The following is a 20,004-nucleotide window of genomic DNA, read 5'->3' as shown; positions in this document are numbered from 1 at the left end:
GACAAATTAACGTGCGTATTTTTTGACTAGATCGTCAATGATGGATGCGGTCTCATCCGGGAATTCCAATTGATGTTGTTGAGGCTCTTTTACCCATTTAAGAATTACAGGAAGCCAGTCGTGATTACTGCCCCAGATTACAGGAATGCCAAACTGTTTAAGTGCATAAGCATTACACTGCTGCTCATATTGAAATTTCATGGGTACCACTAAAAGCTTCTTGCCTAAAAAGAGCGCTTCTGCCGGCCCTTCAAAACCACCACCTGTCAGAAAGCCTGTAGAGCTCGCTAAACTCTCGTTAAAAGCGGCGTTCTGTATCGGAAATACGCTGACATTTCCATCTGAGTAAGCACTGGAAATATGTTTAGAGAAGATCTCCCACTTTACGTCAGGTACTTGTTTTAAAACAGGTACCAGCCATTTATCGGCGATCGAAGGCAGATATACGGTGTAATGGCCGAGATCTGATATCTCTAAACGCCGGATTTCCGAGCGTATAACCGGCGTATAAATAAATTGGTCGTAACGTTTAAAATGAAAACCAATATAGTGGCTGGCGGGGGCGTAATACTTCATGACCAGTTGCGCCCAGTCGATGCTTTTGGATTTAGGTACCAGGGGAGACTGAAAAGCGGCCTGATGGCTTAGACCCACACTTTCTATACCCTGTAATTTACAGGCCCAGGCGGAAACCGGTTCGAAATCATTAATAATCAGATTATAGTCTTTCAATGGAAGGCTTTGCATGTCTCGGAAAAACCTGCGCAGGTTCATTGATTTCCAGGTTTCCCAATGATGTACACCACCTTTCCGGCCAAAAACAAAACTGAAGCCATGAAAGCGGTATTTTACCTCCTGATCCAGCTGCATATCTGCCTGAGTACCGCTTACCAGCAAATCGACCGTCCCGTATTTCTGCAATAGAGGAACGATTTCTCTGGCCCGGCTAATATGACCGTTTCCGGTTGCCTGAATGGCGTACAATATTTTCATCCGCGCCGAATATCTGTAAATTTTATGCTTCTGACAATTAGAAATTGAAAAGAGCCCTAATTTTAGTACCCGGCTGTGGCAACCATTGCGTTCAGCTCATCCTCCATTTTCAGATAACATTCGAGTAAACGGATCTGATTGGCAGCTCTGTTTAAATTGTGACCCGGATAACGTGATCCATAATAAACATCTTCACTTAAATAGTCCGTCAGGAAGCGGATGGCCTGCATATAAATGAGGAATTTTCCGGAATAGATGAAATATTCCTGTTCTTCAGCAGTTAAGACATTACCCATTTCCGACATATAACCCGCATAGATGGCTTTGAAGAACGCTTTGCGGACGTTTATCTGGCTGAGATCTGTCTCTTCTTCGTTAGCAGAAGAAAGATAGGTACGCATCATATCTCCAACATCACTTATAAAGTATCCGGGCATAACAGTATCAAGATCTATCACGCACATTCCTTTGTTTTGCTGATTGAGCAACACATTATTAATTTTAGTATCATGATGAACTACCCGCACCGGAATCAGATTTTCACTGACGATTTTCTCATAAGTGTCTACAATATCGCGATGATCCTGGATAAAGCTGGTCAGGTTTGAAGAACGGGCCTTTCTTTCTGCAGAAGCATTTTCCAGCGCGGTATTAAATTGCTGGTAGCGTAAACTAAGATTGTGAAAATCGGGGAGTGTGATTTTTAACTGGCTGACGTCAAAATCCTGCAGCACGCGGGAAAATTTACCAAATTGGGCAGCACCTTCAAAAGCCTCTTTCGGTTGAGTAAGCACATTTAAACTATGGGAGTTTTCTACGAAGGGGAAAAGCCTGAAATAGCCTTCTTCGGTATGAACCAAGGATTCACCAATTAGCGTAGGTAATGGAGAAATGAACAGATATTCGGGATTGTTCTTTTCCAGATATAGCCGAAGTTTATTCAGGTTCTCATCTATATCCTCCGGGGTTTTAAAAACAGATGCATTAACCTGCTGCAGAATATAGTTTCCGGCTACCGTTTTTATTTTCCAGGTTTTATTGATTAATCCATCACCAAATAATTGAATTTGCGAATTTGAAAGATGATTTCCGTATTGGGCTAATATTTGGTTATGCATATAGATTTAGGAATGATTGTTCATAAAGACATCAAACCAAACTTAAACAATTTCGTTAGGAGATTTTTGTGCAAACGGTTGTGTAATTATTTATTTTTACCTGTTACCAACTCAGATTCTACAACTACTTTATACCAGGCCTGTTCTGTGCTGTTATCTGGTTTAGGGCTGTTAATCAGATCGAGAAGAATATCTGCAGCCTTTTGACCTTGTTTAAATGGAAATTGTTCTACCGAGGCAATCGGTGTGTTTTCCATGTATTCTATAATAGGCAGGTTAGCATAACTTACAAACTCAATGTCCTTATTGATCTTCAGGTTCTGTGAGCGTGCATAACGCATAGCGAAGAGTGCGACATAGTCGTTAAAGGTAACAACAGCAGTAGGTTTACGTTTATGGTGAATAAATGTATTCATTGCCTGAATGGTATCTTCTTCTGTCAGGGCTGTATGAATCATTAATGAAGGATCATATTTAAGGCGGTGCGAAGTCATCGCTTTGATATATCCGTTTTTACGTTCTGCACTGGAGGTCATATTGGTCGGACCATTGATCATCCCAATAGTCCTGTGCCCTTTTTTCAGCAGGAAGCTCACTGCCTCGTAAGTGCCGGTTTCCAGGTTAGATGCTACGGAGTGAATGTTTTTTATGGCAGGGATACGATCAAAAAACACAATCGGAATCTGCAATCGGTTCAGTGCTTCAAAATGATCAAAATTTATGGTTGTTTTTGCTACTGAGATCAATAAACCGTCAACCCTTTGTGTTTTCATTTTCTCCAGTAATACTTTTTCCAGATCGGCATCGTCATGAGACTGGGCCAGCAGCACAGTATAATTACGTTTATAGGCAATTTCTTCAATCCCGCTGATTGCAGCAGAAAAAAAAGATTCAGAGAGTTCAGGCAAAATAACGCCAATAGTATGCGATTTTCCTTGAAGAAACTGGATTGCACGTTGATTTGGTTCGTAATTTAATTCTTTAGCTATTTTCCTGACCCGCATTTTTGTAGTTAGGCCAATACTGGGATGGTCATTTAGAGCGCGGGAAACTGTACTTACTGAAATGTCCAGTAATTTAGCAATTTCTTTAATGGTTGTTGGTTTAACCGACATGTATGCAAGTTGCGATTATCTTTTAATATTAAATAATTATTAACAAAAAAGGAGGCTTACCGGTTGGTAAGCCTCCTTTTTTTCTATCAGTGCAAATTTACCGGAGCAGGCTGAAGTCTATTTCCGGGGGATGGACTGCATTGCGTGGGAGGGTGAAAATTTCATTCAAAGGTACTCCCGGACTAAAAAATCCTCCGTTTTGAAGAAAAAATCCATTCTTGCTTAAACCACCGGCATAATCGATCCGATATGCTCTTTTGGCAATGTCATCTCCGCTGAATTTGGCTTTGGATAATGAAATCCAATGACCAGATTTGTCTCTGATCCATTGATTGCTGTAAACCGCTTTTCTCGTCTGGTCACCCATTTCCGGGTCGAAATTTTCTAAAAAGGAGTGGAGCCTGGTAAGATATGTTTGCGTCTGCGGTCTGCGGAAACTGGCAATGAGCATCCACTCTGCGTCAGCTGGTTTAAAATAGGAAGTGTAAACTGTAGAATTTGTCGCTTTATCGGGGACCGCGCTGGTCAGAAATTCATATTTCTTTCCTGCCTTCCATGGATAGACCAGAAAACTCTGACCACCAGATCCTTCATCTCCAAATTCACCTGCCTGCACATTTTTGCCTTTTCTAAGCATCAGTATCTTTTGATCTTCGGGAATTGCAGAAGGGTCATCGGTATGGAAGGGGCTCCAAATGGAGAACAGCACCCGTCTCTCGGCTTTAGAATTAACCTGTATCCCAAAATAACCTTCTCCAAAACCATTGGCCATAAAATATGAGCCAACCGGGTCTTTCCCTTCAGATACCGTAATCTCATTATAGAACCAGGAAATATCTTGTTTGACTAACGTTTCCGGTACGTCGTAATTTAAATGTACAGAAGGCCCGCGTCTTCCCCAGTAAAATCTGTTGTCCTGATTATCTTTTACATAATTGGTTTGTACCTCAGCGGGCAGATCGTTCAGATGAACAGCTCGTGCAATACCCAGATTGCCAGACTTTTTAATTAGTTCTATAGTGGAATAGCCAGAACGGTCGAACTGAAATGTACCTGCATCTATCATTTGCGGAGCATTTCCAGTCAGTTTTAAAGTACGTGACTTTTTCCCTGCTTTGATTACGATTTCAGCATCTCCATCTGGTATGATGTCAAGGCTTATTCTGCTTTTGGTTGGTTTTGACAGGTTAAAGTAGATGCGGACCGAATTATCTTTCTTCCAGCTGTTTCCGGCTACTGGAATAATAACCGGTTGCTGTCTGATAGCAGCCGGTAAATTTATTCCTGAAACGAGTAAGGCTAATAAGACTATAATCAGTTTGCTCTGTTTTTTATTTTTCATAGCGAAAGGTATCAATCAAAGAACCCCGCATTTGTTTGCGGGGTTCTGCTTATTAGGGGTTTTGAACTAAGTTAGGGTTAACAACCATATCATTTTCGGGAATAAAGTAAATTACCCGGGGGCTGGTGTATTTAATCTCCTGCTGCGTTTCTCCTGATGGCAGATGCGTACCCGGATAGTTTCTATACATGGTTTGCTTATTTCTAAACACGTCAAATTTGCGCTGTGACTCAAAAGCAAACTCCAGTCTTCGTTCATCTAGAATAATATCCAGTACGTTAGTATAGCCCTGCATATTGCTGGTAGAGAACAGAGAATTACCACTCAATCCTGCTCTTTGTCTGATGGTATTAACATCATCCAGTGCTTCCTGGATTCTTCCCATCTGATAGGCGGCTTCTGCCCTGGTGAGGTACATTTCGGCTAGTCTGAGCACCACAGGCGAACTCAGTGTCTCATAACCATTTTGAAAGGAATACTTGTTAATGAAATATTTAGCGTATCCATTCCTTTTTTGAAGAATCGGGTTGCCTTGTGCATCTTTTTTGATATTACCATTAGCATCTTTTTCATATTGAGGAACCACAAATGAGTTTCTTACATCTTCAGGGTGTTTATTTAATAGCTCTCTATAAGTCTGAGAGGCGTACATTTCTCCGTAACCCAAATCACCTCCCCAGTACATGGAACCTATTGCGTCATCCAGACGGTCATCGGTGAGTACATGTTTGATAGCAAAAATTGTCTCTGAATTCTCTTCGGGAGATTTAGTGAAATACTTTGGATATTCACCAGTAGAGACCAGGTTGTACCGTTGGGTTTTGATCACTTTATCTGAATATTCCCACGCTTTCTGATAATCTCCCATATAGAGATATACCCGGCTCAGCATCGCCGTAGCAACCTCCTTTGATGCGAAATTATTTATTTTAGTACTGTTCATCAGTCCTTCTGCTTTAAGCAGATCTGACAAGACAAGCTGATAAACATCCTTGACCTTGGATCTTGCAGGAAGTTCTTTAACATCTGTATTAGTTTTTATCATTACCCCGAGCGATTCGCCCTGATCATCGGTATATGGTCTGCCAAAAAGTTTAACCAGATCAAAATGGACCATGGCCCGCAGAAAGTAATTCTCACCCAGGAGCTGGTTTCTTACCGGATCGTCACTTTCAGCAACTTTTTCGATGACCACGTTGGTGCCATAAATAGCTTGGTAGGCCTTTCTCCAGATATTGGCGACATTCCCCTGGTTTTTTTGATGTTGATAATTATAAGCAAAAAATAAAGGGTCAGTTGTTGTGCCGCTCAGTGAAACGTTATCACTGGCATATTCAGAAAGGATATGATAATTTCTTACGTAATACGCATCTTTTATGTAATTGTAAGTTCCTATCGTTGCTGATTGTAGTCCTTCGAGCGTGCTGACAACGGTTTCATTAATTATACCGCTGTAGGGTGGGAGCTCAAGGTCTTTTTTACAGGAGCCGAAAGTGCAGATCAGCGCCATTGCTATACATATTTTATAATTAGCTTTCATTTTCTTAGATTTTTTGTAGCCTGATTAGAAGTTTAAATTAACACCGAACATTACTTTTTTGCTGATCGGATATCTGAATCCGCTTACTCCGCTGTTTGCTGTATTTGGTTCCAGGTCTGATACCTCAGGGTCCATTCCAGAGAATTTAGTTAGTGTGAGCAGATTGTCACCACTTACAAATACGCGCAGGTTTGACAGATTTAATTTTTTAGTGACACTTTCCGGGAAATTATACGCAAAAGTCACATTCCGCAGACGCAGGTAAGATCCGTCTTCCAAATATCTGGATGAAGGTTTGTAGGAAAGTTTGTTTCCGTTTACAACTGCTTTTGGATGAGTAGCTATGTCGCCGGCTTTTTCCCAACGGTTCCAGTCATCCTTTAATACCATACTGTTATACTGTGGGTAGGCACCGTCTGCATCGAATAACTCCCTGCTCGAATTGTAGATCTTACTTCCGGACACGAAATTGAAAAACGCATTCAGACTAAAGTTTTTATAAGAAAATTCATTCCCCATACCTCCTGTGAAATTCGGGGTAGATGTTCCTACATATCTTCTGTCTGCAGCATTATAGTCGTTCGTGGTTGTCGTAGAAATACTGCCATCGGCCTCAGTTTTGCTTTTGTACCACAGCGGTTCACCATTATCAGGATTAACACCTGCCCATTCGCGCATGAACCATGAATTCATATCCTGACCGACGGCAATTCTCTGATTAGTGAATTTATCGATAGGCTGGTCCTGGTATAATTTGCCGACTTTGTTCTTATTGAATCCAATGTTGAAGGTCGTATTCCATTTGAAAGCTCCCGTCAGGTTAATTGTATTCAGCTCAATATCAATACCACGGTTTCTAACGGTACCGATGTTCTGTGTCAGCTGATAAAAACCTGATGCGCTTGACAAAGGAACCTCAATAATCAAATCTTTATTGGTACGCTGATATACATCGACGTTCAGTTCTATTCTATTCCAGAAACCGATATTCATACCTGCGTTAATTGTAGTGGGTGTTTCCCAGGTCAGGTTTGGATTTCCCTGCGACGAGGGATAGCCGCCAGGAATATTATTGTATTGCACATTAAAGGTATACAGAGGTAAGGAACCGTAATCTGCAGTTGGTGTATTTCCTGTAACTCCATAACTGGCACGTAGTTTCAGATTGGTAATTGTTTTGGATTTGAAGAAGCTTTCATTGGAAATAAGCCAGCCACCCGCAAAACTGTAGAATAAGCCGTACATATGATTTCTTCCAAATTTGGAACTTCCATCATTTCTAAGTGATACAGTTCCGAAATAACGATTATCGTAATTATAATCTCCCATGAACAATTCAGAGACATAACGGCTTTTCGATTTTGAGCCATTTAAGGATTTTGGAGTAGCAGTTGCATCCAGGATTTCCAGACCCGGTTGAATACCGTATCCGATACCGGTCATGTTATCCGTATAGTTTTGTTGATATTCAAATCCTGCTATCCCGGAAATATGGTGTTTGCCCAGATCAAATGCCGTATTAAACAGGTTAGACGTAATTACCGAATTTGAGTAGCCGTAAATATTCTTTAATTCTCCGGAATTAGCTTTCCCTGTCGGTGTGCGGGCATCTGTCAGGACTTCGCTCCTTGAATTACTCGTAGTATATCTGTTAGAGGTAGTAAAATTCAGGTATTTATTGATTTTATACTCTAATTTTAAATCGCCGGAAAGGTTTTGTGTACGTTCATTATCCACATTATAATCACTGAGGTACACAAAATTACTATGATCCCTTCCGAACCATTGTGTTTCCTGATCTACATATTTCGGAGAACCATCGGCATTAAATGGATTATCCCAGGGCATATTAGTTGCACTTTGATATAAGGCACCGGTCTGATCATTGTTTTTTTTACCAAATCCTGCATTAATCCTTGTAGTTACTTTCAGGCGGTCGTTGATCTGATGATCTAAATTTACCCTGAAATTGATGTTGTTGACACCCGTGTTGATTAATGTTCCTTGTTCATCATAATAATTGGCACCGATATAAAAATGTGTTCGGCTGTCTCCGCCTGAGATATTAATATTCTGATTATTGGTATAGGCCGTACGGAATGCCAGGTCTCTCCAATCTGTATTACCCGCTGTTTCCGGGATAAAATTGCTGAGATAGGCTGCACTTTGAAGCGGTAATCCTTTAGTGGTTAAAAAAGCATCTATCTGATCCTGACTTGGGTTAGGATTGGTGGCGGAAAGCTGTTTGATATACGAAGACCGCTTAGCATCATAATCATTACTGTAAAGATAGGTGCTGTAGTCTTTAAGCTGCTGCCCGTTCATTAAATTGAAATTACCCTGGGAAGCAGTATTTACACCGTACGTGCCACTGTAATTTATCTGTGTTTTACCGCTTTTACCTTGTTTAGTGGTAATTACAATAACACCATTTGCGGCTCTTGAACCATAAAGACCGGTAGCTGCGGCATCTTTCAATACAGTAACTGACTCAATATCCCTTGGGTTTGCCGAACCTCCGATTACACCATCTACTACCGTTAATGGTTCTGCTCCGGCACTTATTGTACCTGTACCCCGGATACGAATACTAGTTGCGGCACCTGGCTGGCCAGAGGCCGAAGTTACAACGACACCAGCTGCTTTACCTTGCAATAAATTACTTGTGCTATTGCTGGTTACATCATTTAGTTGTTTAGCGGTAACTGTCGAAACTGAGCTGACAATCTGGGACTTACTTTTAGAGGTATAACCGACCACGACAACTTCATCCATTTGCTGCGCATCTGGCTCAAGAATCACCTGGACAGATGATTTACCTAATATTTTGATTTCCTGATTCAGATAACCAATATAGCTGAATTCCAATATGCCGTCGGCGGCTGTGCTGATGGCGAATTTTCCGTTTCCATCGGTTATGGCTCCGCCACCGGCTTTTTTGACTTTAATGGAAACACCGGGCATAGCCAGGCCCTTTTCGTCTTTTACTGTACCAGTTACAGTATGCTGTGCAAATGCTGCGCGGCTAAAAAACAGAAGTAATAGAAATAGTCCGGTTTTGAGGCCGGCGGAGGAAACTTTGATTTGTTTTCTCAATTCTGACAAGATGATCCTATCCAAGATCTTGTTGTTGATTTGGTAAATTTTAGGCATGCAATGATTTTAAATGGTTAGCAATTCAATTTTTAAAGCTTTGGTTCAGGAGCTTGTAAATTGAAGATAGGAGGCGTTATGCAAGCTTTAAGCATTTCAAAATGTCTAAATCAACGCAAACGTTTGATTAGATAAAGGCGGGAAAATTTCATAATGCTTTCTGTGACTAGTTTTGCTTGTTAATTACTAAATAATTGATTATTAGATAATTGTATATTTTAGTTTGAGGAATTTAAGTTTCGGATGTAGGTGCGGGCAAACAGTCGTTTCCTCATTTTATACTTCGCCTAGTTTATGCAAACGTTTGATAATTTATTTATCAAACGTTTGCGCTGATTATTCGATTTTTAGCGTTGCGGGCATGGGGGGAATTTTTATACCTTGTCATCACCAAATGAATGAACATGGAACGCAGAGAACTTTTTACACGCATTTTTGGCTCTCAACCTGCAAAAGTGCCGGTAACCAAGGAGCCAGATCCGGTCTTGGCGACTCCGGATTATCTGAATAAAGAAGAAGTAGAAGTTTACGACAATACCTGGTACGATATACCTGAAAGTGAGATTTTTACTGCTTCAACAGTTAGCTCTTTTGGACTGGAATACAGGATGGAGGTTGTACCTGAAAGGATTCAGGAGAGTGCTTTATTTACCATGTATTTTAAGCCTTCCGGTGAAAAAGCTGCAGAACCAATCAGTTTCGGAATGAACGAGAATTATAGTCTTTTTATAAATGAAGAAACAGACAGCCGCCAGACGGATGCCGATAGTCTGTTTGGAGCTGTACAGCTTGTGCTGACGGTTAGTCCCCAGGCAGAAGGAAGGGCTTATGTCAGCATAAAACTTATCGATCATTACGGATTAACGCTGGCTACATTAAAATCGTTAAAATTTATGCTTTCTGACTGGGATGGTGAATTTTCGTCCGGGCCGGGTCTATCGTTAAAGCATCCTGTGGCGCCAGGTTGGAAAATCAGGATGTTACAAATCAAAGGTTATCAGAATAAACAAAACAATCTTATATAATTTTTATAGCTGAAAATATAACTATGAACAGACGAGAATTTGTGGCTACAACCGGTCTTACAGCTGCCGCACTGACGATGATGCCCGAACAGACACTTTTTGCGAATTATGCGGGTGAGAAAGTTAAAATCGCAATGATAGGTGTTGGTCTGCGTGGGCAAAACCACCTGGATCTATTATTGAAAAGGGATGATGTAGAACTTGTTGCAATCTGCGATGTAGAACCACGCATGCTGGAGATGGCTAAAAAGCTAATTACCAAAAGTGGTAAGCCGATGCCCAAAATCTATACAGGTGATAATAATGCCTGGAAAGATATGCTCCAGGTCAAGGGATTAAAGTCTGTTATTATTTCAACTCCTTGGGAATGGCATAAATCAATGATCATTGGCTCACTGGAAGCTGGCTTAAAATATGTTGCAACCGAGGTTATGCTTGGTATCACTTTGCAGGATCACTGGGATGTAGTACACGCAGCAGAGAAACACCAGGCGCATGTGATGATGCTGGAGAATGTTTGTTACCGCAGAGATGTCCTTGCGGTTTTAAATATGGTGAGACAAGACGTTTTCGGGGAGATACTGCACCTTCAAGGTGGCTATCAGCACGATCTGAGAGAAGTAAAGTTTAATGATGGGATCAAGCCTTACGGGGGCGGTGTCGAATTTAATGAAAAAGGATTTTCTGAGGCGAAATGGAGAACGAATCATTCTGTTCACCGGAATGGTGAGCTTTACCCTACACATGGGATCGGTCCTGTCGCACAGTGCATAAATATTAACAGGGGAAATAGGTTTTTGAAAATCAACTCTTTTGCAACCAAAGCAAGAGGCCTGCATAAATATATTGTTGATAAGGGCGGTGAAAGCCATCCTAATACAAAAGTGAATTTCAGATTGGGCGATATCGTAACTACCACATTAGATTGTGCAAACGGGGAAACAATTATACTACAACATGATACCAATTCTCCAAGGCCCTATTCTTTAGGGTTCCGTGTACAAGGAACTAATGGCTTATGGATGGATCTGAACAACAGTATTTATGTGGAAGGACAGAGCAAGCCCCATAAATGGGATGATGCAAATGCATGGCTGGAAAAATATGATCATCCGCTTTGGAAGAAATATGGTAACGACGCACAGGGTGCCGGTCATGGTGGTATGGACTTTTTCGTAATACATGCTTTTATTGAGTCTGTTAAGCGGAATACTGAAACGCCTATGGATGTTTATGACGCCGCTGCATGGAGCGCCATTACGCCATTAAGCGAGCAGTCTATTGAGCTTGGTAATGAAACACTGGATTTTCCGGATTTCAGCGGTGGTAAATGGATGACCAGAAAACCTGTATTTGCGCTAAACGACGATTATTAAAATTTATTTTTGACTTTGGAGGCAGGGATCGCAAGATACCCTGCTTTTTTTTTGACAAAATTATAAGTGTCGGCATAAGATAGAGTGTGTTTCGCCATTGTATCGGATTTCGTTTATATGATCTTCATGCTTCCTTCGTTTTTCGTTCGATTTCGATTGAAGGAACAACGAAGGAAGTCCGAACAAACTCCGAAGGAAGTGTGAAGTAAATGTTGGCGAAACCAGAGTATGATACGGTTAACCTTTAGTTAAAAACCAAGGCGACTTTTAATTTTATAATTCCATTTTCTGAGTTATAAACGTCTTTATTCTTTATGGGAATTTTATATTTGTGATGAATCGCCGGATATTTCGATTCCACGGTTAATTGCCTGTTTATGAAATCTTACTTTCCCGCATTGTGGTCAGTACCTTCTCTGCGTATATTTTTTCGCTGGTTACTCCTGATTTGCTGTATTTCGGTTGCGACAGGTTTAATAGTGTCACTCTTTCTGATTTTGCTCCATAGGGTGACGCTGTTCAGGTTCTCACATCCATGGCTGCTTTATTTTTTACCATTTGCCGGGGTATTGATTCATTATATTTATCAGACTGTTGGTAAATCTTCAGAGAAGGGGAATGATCTCATTCTGGAAGAAATTCATCGCCCGGTAGGGAGTATGACCTGGAAAATGGCCCCTGTAATTCTGATCAGTACTTTAATAACACATCTTTTTGGTGGTTCAGCTGGCCGTGAAGGAACGGCAGTACAAATAGGCGGAAGTATCGCATCGGTTTTTGGAAAATGGTTTAATATGTCCGGAAGGGATACCAAAACGGTGCTGATCGCCGGGATCGCGGCCGGTTTTGGAGCTGTATTTGGAACACCGTTTACCGGGGCTATCTTTGCGATTGAGGTGCTTACACTGGGTAAGATCCACTATAAACATTTCCCTGCAGCTTTATTAGCCAGTATGGCCGGACATTTTACAGTAATGACTTTACACGTGCATCATACCGGCTATCTGGTAAATAATCTTCCAGTTGAATTCTATTACTTATCGGGCAGACTTGCATTTAGCTGGTTGCTTTTGGGGAAGGTAATGCTGGCTGCTGTCGCTTTTGGAATGGTGAGTATGTTATTCATTAAACTGGGGCATGGTATTAAGCAACTGATCACCGGCGTAGTGCAAAGAAAATGGCTGATACCTTTGCTAGGTGGGTTTGTAATAATCGCATTGACATTAATTTTGGGTAAACCAGATTTTCTGGGATTGGGGATAGAATCAGCTTATCCAGGTGCAGTGACTCTGCCCTCCGCATTTTTACCTGGCGGGGCAGATACATGGAGCTGGTTATGGAAGACAATTTATACAGCAATTACACTTGCGACCGGTTTCAAAGGGGGAGAGGTCACGCCATTATTCTATATCGGAGCGACTCTCGGTCATACGCTTGCGCAGGTATTACAGGCGCCGGAAAGCCTTTTTGCAGCGATCGGGTTTATAGCTGTTTTTGCAGGCGCAACGAAAACGCCACTCGCCTGTACTGTTATGGGACTTGAATTATTCGGAGGGGCATATGTGGTTTTTTTTGCCACAGGTTGCTTCATAGCTTTTTTGTGCAGTGGCAGAACAGGTATTTATAAAGCGCAACGGAATAGACTGGCTGGTAAATACTCTTGAAAGCAGGCTTATGCAGAACGGGTATAAATTTCTACATTATGGCCTTTTACATCCCGTAATTATGGCGGAATAATTTTGTTTTCAGCTAGATCTGATGAAAATACCTACGGGCTGAAATAGCAAAAATATGCCGGTCTAAAACAGGCACCGGCCTGATGATTTTATTTAATTGTGATCTTAAAATTATTGATTTTATAAGCACCGCCTTCTAAAGAACTCAATTCATTGGAAATCATTCTGCCATAGGCATCGAAAACTACAAGCCTGACCTTTTGCTGCTTTTTAGTGTTTATTATGGTTTTAAGGTCTATGTCGGACACGTAACTGAATTTAATGTCCTGATTATCGGTAATGTCGAAACTTTGTGAATTATTTAAAACTGTATAATTAAACTGACATTCTGAACATTCTACACGGATTACCCCGTCTTTTGAGAACACTACATTAGATAGGGGGTCCATCGTGGAATCTTTTTTACAACTAGTAAAAAGTAAAGGTATAAGCAAGCTGATGAGTATAAATTTACAGTTATTCATATAACTGTTAAGGCAGGAATAATGCCATTATACTAGCTTCTATTGCCAGCCAGTTTTTTGAGGTCTATGAGTTGAAGAGGTTTCTTCATGAGCTTGATAACATGTGGGTTAGCTTGAGCACGCTGTATATCTCCGAAGTCGAGTGTCGAAGACAACATAGCAACTGCACATTTTTCTTTAAAGGCTGAAGGGAATTTTTTATAGTGTTCAAGGAATTCGAAGCCATCCATCTCCGGCATTTGTATGTCAAGCAGAATAAGGGTGGGTAGCTTATCGGCCTGGTTCGCTGATGAGCTAAAATAGTGAAGTGCTTCCTGGCCTGATTTGCAGGCTATAATCTCGGAAAACATACCGGTTATTTCAATGAGTTTACTATTGATTTTCAGATCAATAATATTATCATCAACAAGCATAATTATTGGTTTTGTATTCAGATTAGCTGGCATTTGGGATATTAATTTTAAATGTCGTACCCTGATTAACTGCTGAACTGACGCTGATCGTACCGCCTATTTTATTCAAGGCCTCTTTAACGATAAACAGGCCTAATCCACTTCCCCTATTGTTTTTAGCTTTAAAAAACTGAGTAAATATTTTATCCAGGTGTTCATTCAGTATACCTAAGCCATTGTCTTTGATAATAATCTCGGCAGAAATCATAGAAACGTGGATAGAGATATCAACCAGTTTCGCGCCAGCTTCCTCTTTTTGATATTTAATAGCATTTGAAATCAGATTGCCCAAAATAACTTCTATCCGGAAGGTGTCTCCATAAAAAGGTTCCGTCTGGTTAATGCTCACATTAAATTTGGTGTCTGGCTCATTCGGTGAGTATTCCTGAATAATTTCTTCTACCAGCTTCGGGAAATTAATTTCGGCTTTATCGGAAAGATTTTTATTGTTTTTATAATATTGGAGTGTTTTCTGAATATAGTAATCAAGTTTTACTGAACAGGATTCTATAAGCTCCCAGTACTCGCCGCTGGAATTAAAAAGACCTTCCATTTTAACCAGGTTTACGATGCCAATTACGGAGACCAGAGGCGCACGGAGTTCGTGGGATATGCTGTAAATAAAGCGGTTTAATTCGTCATTTGTCTTCTCAAGCTCCCTTACCTTATTACGCAGATCTATCTTCGCTTTATAGGCGTCATGAGCGTTCTTTATAGAATTATGAAGTTCAAGGTCGTTCCAGGGCTTGGTAATGTATCTGTAGATATCTCCATGGTTGATTGCGTCTGCAAGGGCCGTTATATCGGTATAACCAGTTAAAAGAATGCGAATAGGGTCGGGGTAGTTTTTGGAGATACTTTTAAAGAACTCGACTCCGGTTGTCTCCGGCATTTTCTGATCAGCAATAATTACCTCTACAGAGATATTTTGGAGAATCTTCAGGCCTTCGGCCGCAGAAATCGCTGTGTAGATTTCATACTGCCGTCTGAAACTTGCTTTAAATGCGAGTAAATTATTTTCCTCGTCATCGATATACAAAACTTTTACCGGAGAGCTGGTCATATTAAACTATGTTTACAGGCAATGTGATTATAAATTCAGTACCAGAATTTAGGCTTGTGATCACTTCGATATTTCCCTTGTGTTTCTCAATAATACTAAAAACTATTGACAAACCTAGGCCTGTTCCCTCTCCAACCTCTTTAGTGGTGAAAAAAGGTTCAAATATCTTCTGTTTAATCTCTTCTGTCATTCCGGGGCCTGTATCACGAATACTGATTTGAATTGAATCTCCCATGTCTTTTGTCGCGATAAAAAGTTGCTCTTTCCGGGGATTGTCTTTTTTCGTTTTAATAGCCTGAATAGCATTAGTAATCAGATTCATAAAAACCTGATTAATCTTGCCAGGAAGGCATTCAACCTGAGGTAAAGCTTGCAAATCTTTAATTACTTCAATATTTTCAGGAATAGTGCTTCTTAGTAAAATGAGCGTTGATTCCAGACCTTCATTTATATCTACTGGTTTAGTGTCGCTTTCATCCAGTCTGCTGAAGTTTTTCAGACTTCTGATTATTTCTGCCGTCCGGTTAGCTCCGTCGCCAATACCTGATAGTAAAGAATTAATCTCCGTTTTAATATATTCTAGGTCTATCTGTCTTTTGAAACTGGCGACTTCATCTAGTTGCAAGACAATATCTTTATCAGGATCAATTTGTTCATATTTAGCAATCACATCATAAAGATCTTCAATGTCCATTCTCAATGGTTTTATATTGGATGTGACAAAATTTATAGGATTATTAATCTCATGGGCGATACCTGCTGTTAACTGTCCAAGGCCAGCCATTTTTTCTGCGTCCACTAACTGCGATTGTGCTTCTTTGAGGTCTTTTAATGTATCGTTCAGGGCGTGGTTAGATTTCTGCAATTCTTCAGTTCGTATGTTAACCTGCGTCTCCAATTCTATGTTTTGTTCCCTGATAAGACGTTCATTTTCCTTGGATATTTGCAGCGCATGTTCCTGTGATTGTTCTTTATCTTTGCGATAGATATTAATCTTGTCGGCCAGTGCGAATGAGAGTAATGTGATCTGTATAACTGAGCCAATCTCCAGAATGTAAGAGGTGAACATGTTGTAAGGAACAATATTGAAATTCCGCAATACAAAGATCACCACAGCAAGCAGGAAGATTGTATAAGCTATCAGGAAAAACAATGCGGGTCTGGATCCTTTTCTTCTGATTGCATTCGCCACAAAGAGAAAATAAAGGGATCCCAGCAATGCAAGGGTCTGGAGCGACTTGATACTTTGGGTATGATATCCGCTAAACCATACCGATAATGTAATAACATACAGTCCGATGAAAAATAATATTCCATTATGCAGGCCCGGTGTGTTCTTTTTGGTTTGAAGAAAACGAATAAGAAAAAGAGCGGTAGTAATTCCAGAGAAAAAAGGTACTAGAACAGAGCTGTTTATAGCCAGCCATGGACTGTCCGGCCATAGATATTTAAATGCATATCCCTGAAAAGTTGCTTGTGTCAAGCCTACGAAAAAGATGTAGATGATGTAGTATAAATAACTGGAATCTTTAACCGTAAAACTTATAAACAGGTTATAAAAGATCATAATGAGGATAATCCCCGCATACAGACCAAAAAGAATATTCCTGTTATTGTCATCTACAAGTATGCTTCTGGAGGTTCCCAGATAGACAGGAAGCTGAATCTGATCGGTTGAACTTACCTGTACATAAAATGTTTTTTGACCACCCAGCGGAATACTTACAGGGAAAAGGTAATTGGCATTAAGAACGAGCCGGTCACTGAATTTTTTGTACTTTCCAAGGTGTACAGATTCCGTAAACCCATTCTTTTCCTGTTGATAAAGAACGAGGCTGTCTAATGCGGGTTGTGCAATGACCAGCATCAGATCTTTCGATTTACTGGTGTTCTGCACTGTAAAACGGATCCATACACGGTCTGAAGTAATCCCCATGTTAGGAACGGCCTGGTCTAGATAGTTAAATTTTTCTTTGAGGACTTTATCGAAACTTAACGTACAACTTGGGTCACGAAAAAGAAAGATACCTTTCTCCATCCGCAGGATGCGCTGATCATCAGAGAATTTTAAAATGCTGTCCTGACCGGAAGCGGCAATGGCAGATTGACCGGATATCAGCAGGATAAAACAGATCAGTATTCTTTTAAACAGGGTCATTCAAGTTTGGAATGGTTAAATTATATTCTAACTGATAAATACCTTTTGGTCCTCTCTCTTCGAGCACCTGACTTGGATTGTCCCTGAGTGATAGTATCTTGATCCGCTCGGACTCATCAGCGTTACTCAGATCTTCGGGGTTCCGTAACCGCATTGCAGTAGCCACCAGATCATCTTTTGGATAGTAAAACAAGCCATTATTACCTAAAGTGGTTTCTACGACACAGCCAACTCTTTTACCCATTCGTACAGTTGCCGGGGCACAGAGTACGAAAAGACTGACAACCTGTAATTTAGCGGCTAATACCGAACCAACACGCGCCAATACGTGGCTTCCGATTCCCATTCCGGCTACTTCTCTGGAATTCCACAATCCACAAAGTTCACAGGTACCACCACGGTCCTCATCTTCTTTGATCATATCGTAGACCTTCGGGTCATATTTCCCGATAGCGCTTGCTATAGGCAGGTCGTACTTATCGGATTTGAGCTGTATCCTTGCCCCACCGTAAACAAATTTTGTTTCTTTATCTTCAACCAGAATTACCATAGTTTTCGGATCGTCTACCCAATCTTGTCTGTTGGAGGTAATCTGTGTGATTCCGTAAATTTCCAGTAGTCTTTTGTGGCCAACAATAAATTTTGAGCATGCCTCGGGATCGTCCGGCGCTCGGAATGTTCTGATATGTATCATTGCTTGCCAGTTTTTATTTTATAGTGTTTTTATCTTCTTGAACCAGTTCGTCAAAATCTACAAAAAACCTCCCCGAAACTGAAAATTGCTGAAGTAATATTTTTCTGCTGACATCTGTAATCATCGCTCCGCCTAAAGTTACAGCAGAGGCCAGCTGTGGCCAGCCTACTATAGTTTTATTCATCTCACTCACAGATCTCAACATAGCAGGTGAGAGGTTTTCAAAACCAATTATCCGGGCCAGGTATTCGATTTTTTCAGGTATAGTTAGTGTTCTAAGTTTATCCGTCAGTTCCTCCTCAGAATAGGCCTCCAGTTCCGGAACCTTACCATGAAAGATTGGTCGTTCAGGTTCCAGGTCAAAACGTTCAACGTCAAGCATGCCCTTGTCATTAGTGTCCATAATTACCGGGATGCCCAATGATTTGGCTTTAATACGACTGAGTATTTTGATATCTATTCCATCACATTCTTCTACCAGAATATCGAGCTTGCCATCTTCTGTAAAGAAGCTGTTGATATTTTGGGCGTTTACACCGGATGTAAAGCACTTAACGTCAATAAACGGGTCTAATTCTGCAATTTGACGGGCCGCTACAATGGCTTTATTCAAACCTAATTCTGCAACACCGACCTTTATGCGGTTCATATTACTGAGTTCAATCTCGTCAAAATCTGCCAGGCGTAGTTCTCCGCAGGTTCGTTCTGTAGCCAGTGTTAAAGCAATACTCTGCCCAACGGAGAGACCAATAATACCAATCTTCTTATTCCTGAGTATCTGAATTTCTTCTGGTGTGATTTTATAAATATTTCTGCTTGTCCGGACAAATACAAATTCCTCTTCGTCTAGTAGGTGGACAAGTTTTTTTGACCATGGATAATATACCCAGACGCCATAAGATTTTAGATCCTTTCCGGCATGTTCGCTGATTAGAATCGCAGTTGCAGATGCATCTGGTCTTTGAGTAGGATGCTGTAACCGAATTAATTCAGTTAACTGGGTATAAATTGTATCGTAAATGAGAATGTCCGGATTATTTTTAATCAGGGCATGAAGCTTTCTTTCATCTTCCTGATCATGGATTCTATAATATACCGGGCGATATATGGATGAATTTCCTGAAGCATTAATACTGGACTGTAAAATATCCATGAGCTGAATTGTTAACTTTTTTGTAAAAATGGTCAATTATTATGTGGGAATATTTTTTATCCGAAATTAGTTTTTTTGAATTTATAAAAGCAATATATTTAACAAAAAAATCCAATAAATACAGATGAATTCCGAAACCCTTATAAATGTCCTTTATGTGGACGATGAAGTTCATAATTTAAACTCTTTTAAAGCCGGGTTTCGAAGGAAATTCAACGTATTTACAGCAGAATCTGCGGTTGAAGGGCGGAAAATTCTTGAAAAAGAACTCATCCATGTGATTATTACTGATCAGCGGATGCCTGTAACCACAGGAATTGAATTTTTGGAGTCTATTATTCCCGACTTTCCAGACCCTATCAGGATATTATTGACGGGGTATGCTGATATCAATGCCGTAATTGATGCAATTAATAAGGGACAGGTATATAAATATATTCAAAAACCCTGGATGGATGAAGATTTGAGAATTAATATCGAAAAGGCATTTGAGATTTATTCCCTGAGGAAAGAGAACAGAGAACTTACTGAGGCTTTACTGGTAGCCAATAATCAACTTGAGTTTCTGCTCAGACAAAATTTGCTTTCTTAGAAAAGATCTGCAGATAAGGCTTTATCTGCA

16 protein-coding genes are annotated in these 20,004 nt (G+C 40.4%); 4 read left to right on the top strand and 12 right to left on the bottom strand.

All coding sequences use genetic code 11. The annotated features are described in order from the left end of the window. Positions 1-6 precede the first annotated feature (6 nt). From BM192_RS07790 to BM192_RS07765, 6 genes are all read right to left on the bottom strand, one after another. A complete protein-coding gene (locus BM192_RS07790; RefSeq protein ID WP_037445278.1) occupies positions 7-993 on the bottom strand; it encodes a glycosyltransferase family protein in 987 nt (328 codons plus the stop codon). Positions 994-1,055: 62 nt separating this feature from the next. Next, positions 1,056-2,111 carry a phosphotransferase enzyme family protein gene (locus tag BM192_RS07785; protein WP_037445281.1) on the bottom strand — a complete coding sequence of 352 codons (1,056 nt, stop codon included), beginning with the start codon at positions 2,109-2,111 and terminating at the stop codon, positions 1,056-1,058. A gap of 86 nt (positions 2,112-2,197) precedes the next feature. Next, positions 2,198-3,226 carry a LacI family DNA-binding transcriptional regulator gene (locus tag BM192_RS07780; protein ID WP_037445284.1) on the bottom strand — a complete coding sequence of 343 codons (1,029 nt, stop codon included), beginning with the start codon at positions 3,224-3,226 and terminating at the stop codon, positions 2,198-2,200. A gap of 97 nt (positions 3,227-3,323) precedes the next feature. Continuing rightward, positions 3,324-4,568, bottom strand: coding sequence for a DUF3472 domain-containing protein (locus BM192_RS07775; protein WP_037445287.1), 1,245 nt, complete (start codon positions 4,566-4,568; stop codon positions 3,324-3,326). A 52-nt stretch (positions 4,569-4,620) separates the two neighbouring features. Then, on the bottom strand, positions 4,621-6,108 hold the full coding sequence (locus BM192_RS07770; protein ID WP_037445289.1) for a RagB/SusD family nutrient uptake outer membrane protein: 1,488 nt from the start codon (positions 6,106-6,108) through the stop codon (positions 4,621-4,623). 24 nt (positions 6,109-6,132) lie between these two features. Further along, complete coding sequence (locus tag BM192_RS07765) at positions 6,133-9,261, bottom strand: SusC/RagA family TonB-linked outer membrane protein (RefSeq protein ID WP_051760361.1); 3,129 nt, start codon at positions 9,259-9,261, stop codon at positions 6,133-6,135. Positions 9,262-9,665: 404 nt separating this feature from the next. Here BM192_RS07765 and BM192_RS07760 point away from each other — a divergent pair, with 404 nt between their 5' ends. The 3 genes from BM192_RS07760 (at position 9,666) to BM192_RS07750 (ending at position 13,326) form a co-directional block, all read left to right on the top strand. Further along, positions 9,666-10,286: a hypothetical protein gene (locus tag BM192_RS07760; RefSeq protein ID WP_139218416.1), complete on the top strand. Its 621-nt coding sequence runs from the start codon at positions 9,666-9,668 to the stop codon at positions 10,284-10,286. A 23-nt stretch (positions 10,287-10,309) separates the two neighbouring features. Further along, the gene (locus BM192_RS07755) at positions 10,310-11,662 is read left to right on the top strand and encodes a Gfo/Idh/MocA family protein (protein ID WP_037445292.1); all 1,353 of its coding nucleotides are present in this window, start codon (positions 10,310-10,312) and stop codon (positions 11,660-11,662) included. A 377-nt stretch (positions 11,663-12,039) separates the two neighbouring features. Beyond that, positions 12,040-13,326 carry a chloride channel protein gene (locus tag BM192_RS07750; RefSeq protein ID WP_051760363.1) on the top strand — a complete coding sequence of 429 codons (1,287 nt, stop codon included), beginning with the start codon at positions 12,040-12,042 and terminating at the stop codon, positions 13,324-13,326. 161 nt (positions 13,327-13,487) lie between these two features. On the opposite strand, the gene BM192_RS07745 is transcribed toward BM192_RS07750, so the two are convergent. From BM192_RS07745 to BM192_RS07720, 6 genes are all read right to left on the bottom strand, one after another. Beyond that, positions 13,488-13,787 (bottom strand): hypothetical protein, encoded by a 300-nt coding sequence (locus BM192_RS07745; RefSeq protein WP_051760367.1) that lies wholly within the window; start codon positions 13,785-13,787, stop codon positions 13,488-13,490. A 107-nt stretch (positions 13,788-13,894) separates the two neighbouring features. After that, the gene (locus BM192_RS07740) at positions 13,895-14,308 is read right to left on the bottom strand and encodes a response regulator (RefSeq protein ID WP_037445294.1); all 414 of its coding nucleotides are present in this window, start codon (positions 14,306-14,308) and stop codon (positions 13,895-13,897) included. Beyond that, positions 14,298-15,377, bottom strand: coding sequence for a hybrid sensor histidine kinase/response regulator (locus BM192_RS07735; protein WP_037445295.1), 1,080 nt, complete (start codon positions 15,375-15,377; stop codon positions 14,298-14,300). Before BM192_RS07735 ends, BM192_RS07740 begins: the two co-directional genes overlap by 11 nt. A gap of 1 nt (position 15,378) precedes the next feature. Continuing rightward, entirely contained in the window at positions 15,379-17,535 is a 2,157-nt protein-coding gene (locus BM192_RS07730; protein WP_037445297.1) for a sensor histidine kinase, read from the bottom strand. Continuing rightward, entirely contained in the window at positions 17,522-18,229 is a 708-nt protein-coding gene (locus BM192_RS07725) for a hypothetical protein (RefSeq protein ID WP_037445299.1), read from the bottom strand. Before BM192_RS07725 ends, BM192_RS07730 begins: the two co-directional genes overlap by 14 nt. Before the next feature lie 13 nt (positions 18,230-18,242). Beyond that, positions 18,243-19,382 (bottom strand): ThiF family adenylyltransferase, encoded by a 1,140-nt coding sequence (locus BM192_RS07720; protein ID WP_037445302.1) that lies wholly within the window; start codon positions 19,380-19,382, stop codon positions 18,243-18,245. A gap of 124 nt (positions 19,383-19,506) precedes the next feature. Between BM192_RS07720 and BM192_RS07715 the strand changes: the two genes are divergently transcribed. Continuing rightward, the gene (locus BM192_RS07715; protein ID WP_037445305.1) at positions 19,507-19,974 is read left to right on the top strand and encodes a response regulator; all 468 of its coding nucleotides are present in this window, start codon (positions 19,507-19,509) and stop codon (positions 19,972-19,974) included. The last annotated feature ends 30 nt before the right edge of the window (positions 19,975-20,004 follow it).

This window comes from Pedobacter antarcticus (assembly GCF_900112985.1).
Classification (GTDB): Bacteria; Bacteroidota; Bacteroidia; order Sphingobacteriales; family Sphingobacteriaceae; genus Pedobacter; species Pedobacter antarcticus.
Note: the sequence above shows the minus strand (reverse complement) of the source record. Positions and strands in the feature narration are given on the sequence as shown.

Coding starts and splice junctions, on each gene's coding strand:
- BM192_RS07760 (WP_139218416.1), top strand. CDS start 9,666: ATGGAACGCAGAGAACTTTTTACACGCATTTTTGGCTCTCAACCTGCA.
- BM192_RS07755 (WP_037445292.1), top strand. CDS start 10,310: ATGAACAGACGAGAATTTGTGGCTACAACCGGTCTTACAGCTGCCGCA.
- BM192_RS07785 (WP_037445281.1), bottom strand. CDS start 2,111: ATGCATAACCAAATATTAGCCCAATACGGAAATCATCTTTCAAATTCG.
- BM192_RS07790 (WP_037445278.1), bottom strand. CDS start 993: ATGAAAATATTGTACGCCATTCAGGCAACCGGAAACGGTCATATTAGC.
- BM192_RS07740 (WP_037445294.1), bottom strand. CDS start 14,308: ATGCCAGCTAATCTGAATACAAAACCAATAATTATGCTTGTTGATGAT.
- BM192_RS07745 (WP_051760367.1), bottom strand. CDS start 13,787: ATGGACCCCCTATCTAATGTAGTGTTCTCAAAAGACGGGGTAATCCGT.
- BM192_RS07765 (WP_051760361.1), bottom strand. CDS start 9,261: ATGCCTAAAATTTACCAAATCAACAACAAGATCTTGGATAGGATCATC.
- BM192_RS07735 (WP_037445295.1), bottom strand. CDS start 15,377: ATGACCAGCTCTCCGGTAAAAGTTTTGTATATCGATGACGAGGAAAAT.
- BM192_RS07715 (WP_037445305.1), top strand. CDS start 19,507: ATGAATTCCGAAACCCTTATAAATGTCCTTTATGTGGACGATGAAGTT.
- BM192_RS07750 (WP_051760363.1), top strand. CDS start 12,040: ATGAAATCTTACTTTCCCGCATTGTGGTCAGTACCTTCTCTGCGTATA.
- BM192_RS07730 (WP_037445297.1), bottom strand. CDS start 17,535: ATGACCCTGTTTAAAAGAATACTGATCTGTTTTATCCTGCTGATATCC.
- BM192_RS07720 (WP_037445302.1), bottom strand. CDS start 19,382: ATGGATATTTTACAGTCCAGTATTAATGCTTCAGGAAATTCATCCATA.
- BM192_RS07770 (WP_037445289.1), bottom strand. CDS start 6,108: ATGAAAGCTAATTATAAAATATGTATAGCAATGGCGCTGATCTGCACT.
- BM192_RS07775 (WP_037445287.1), bottom strand. CDS start 4,568: ATGAAAAATAAAAAACAGAGCAAACTGATTATAGTCTTATTAGCCTTA.
- BM192_RS07780 (WP_037445284.1), bottom strand. CDS start 3,226: ATGTCGGTTAAACCAACAACCATTAAAGAAATTGCTAAATTACTGGAC.
- BM192_RS07725 (WP_037445299.1), bottom strand. CDS start 18,229: ATGATACATATCAGAACATTCCGAGCGCCGGACGATCCCGAGGCATGC.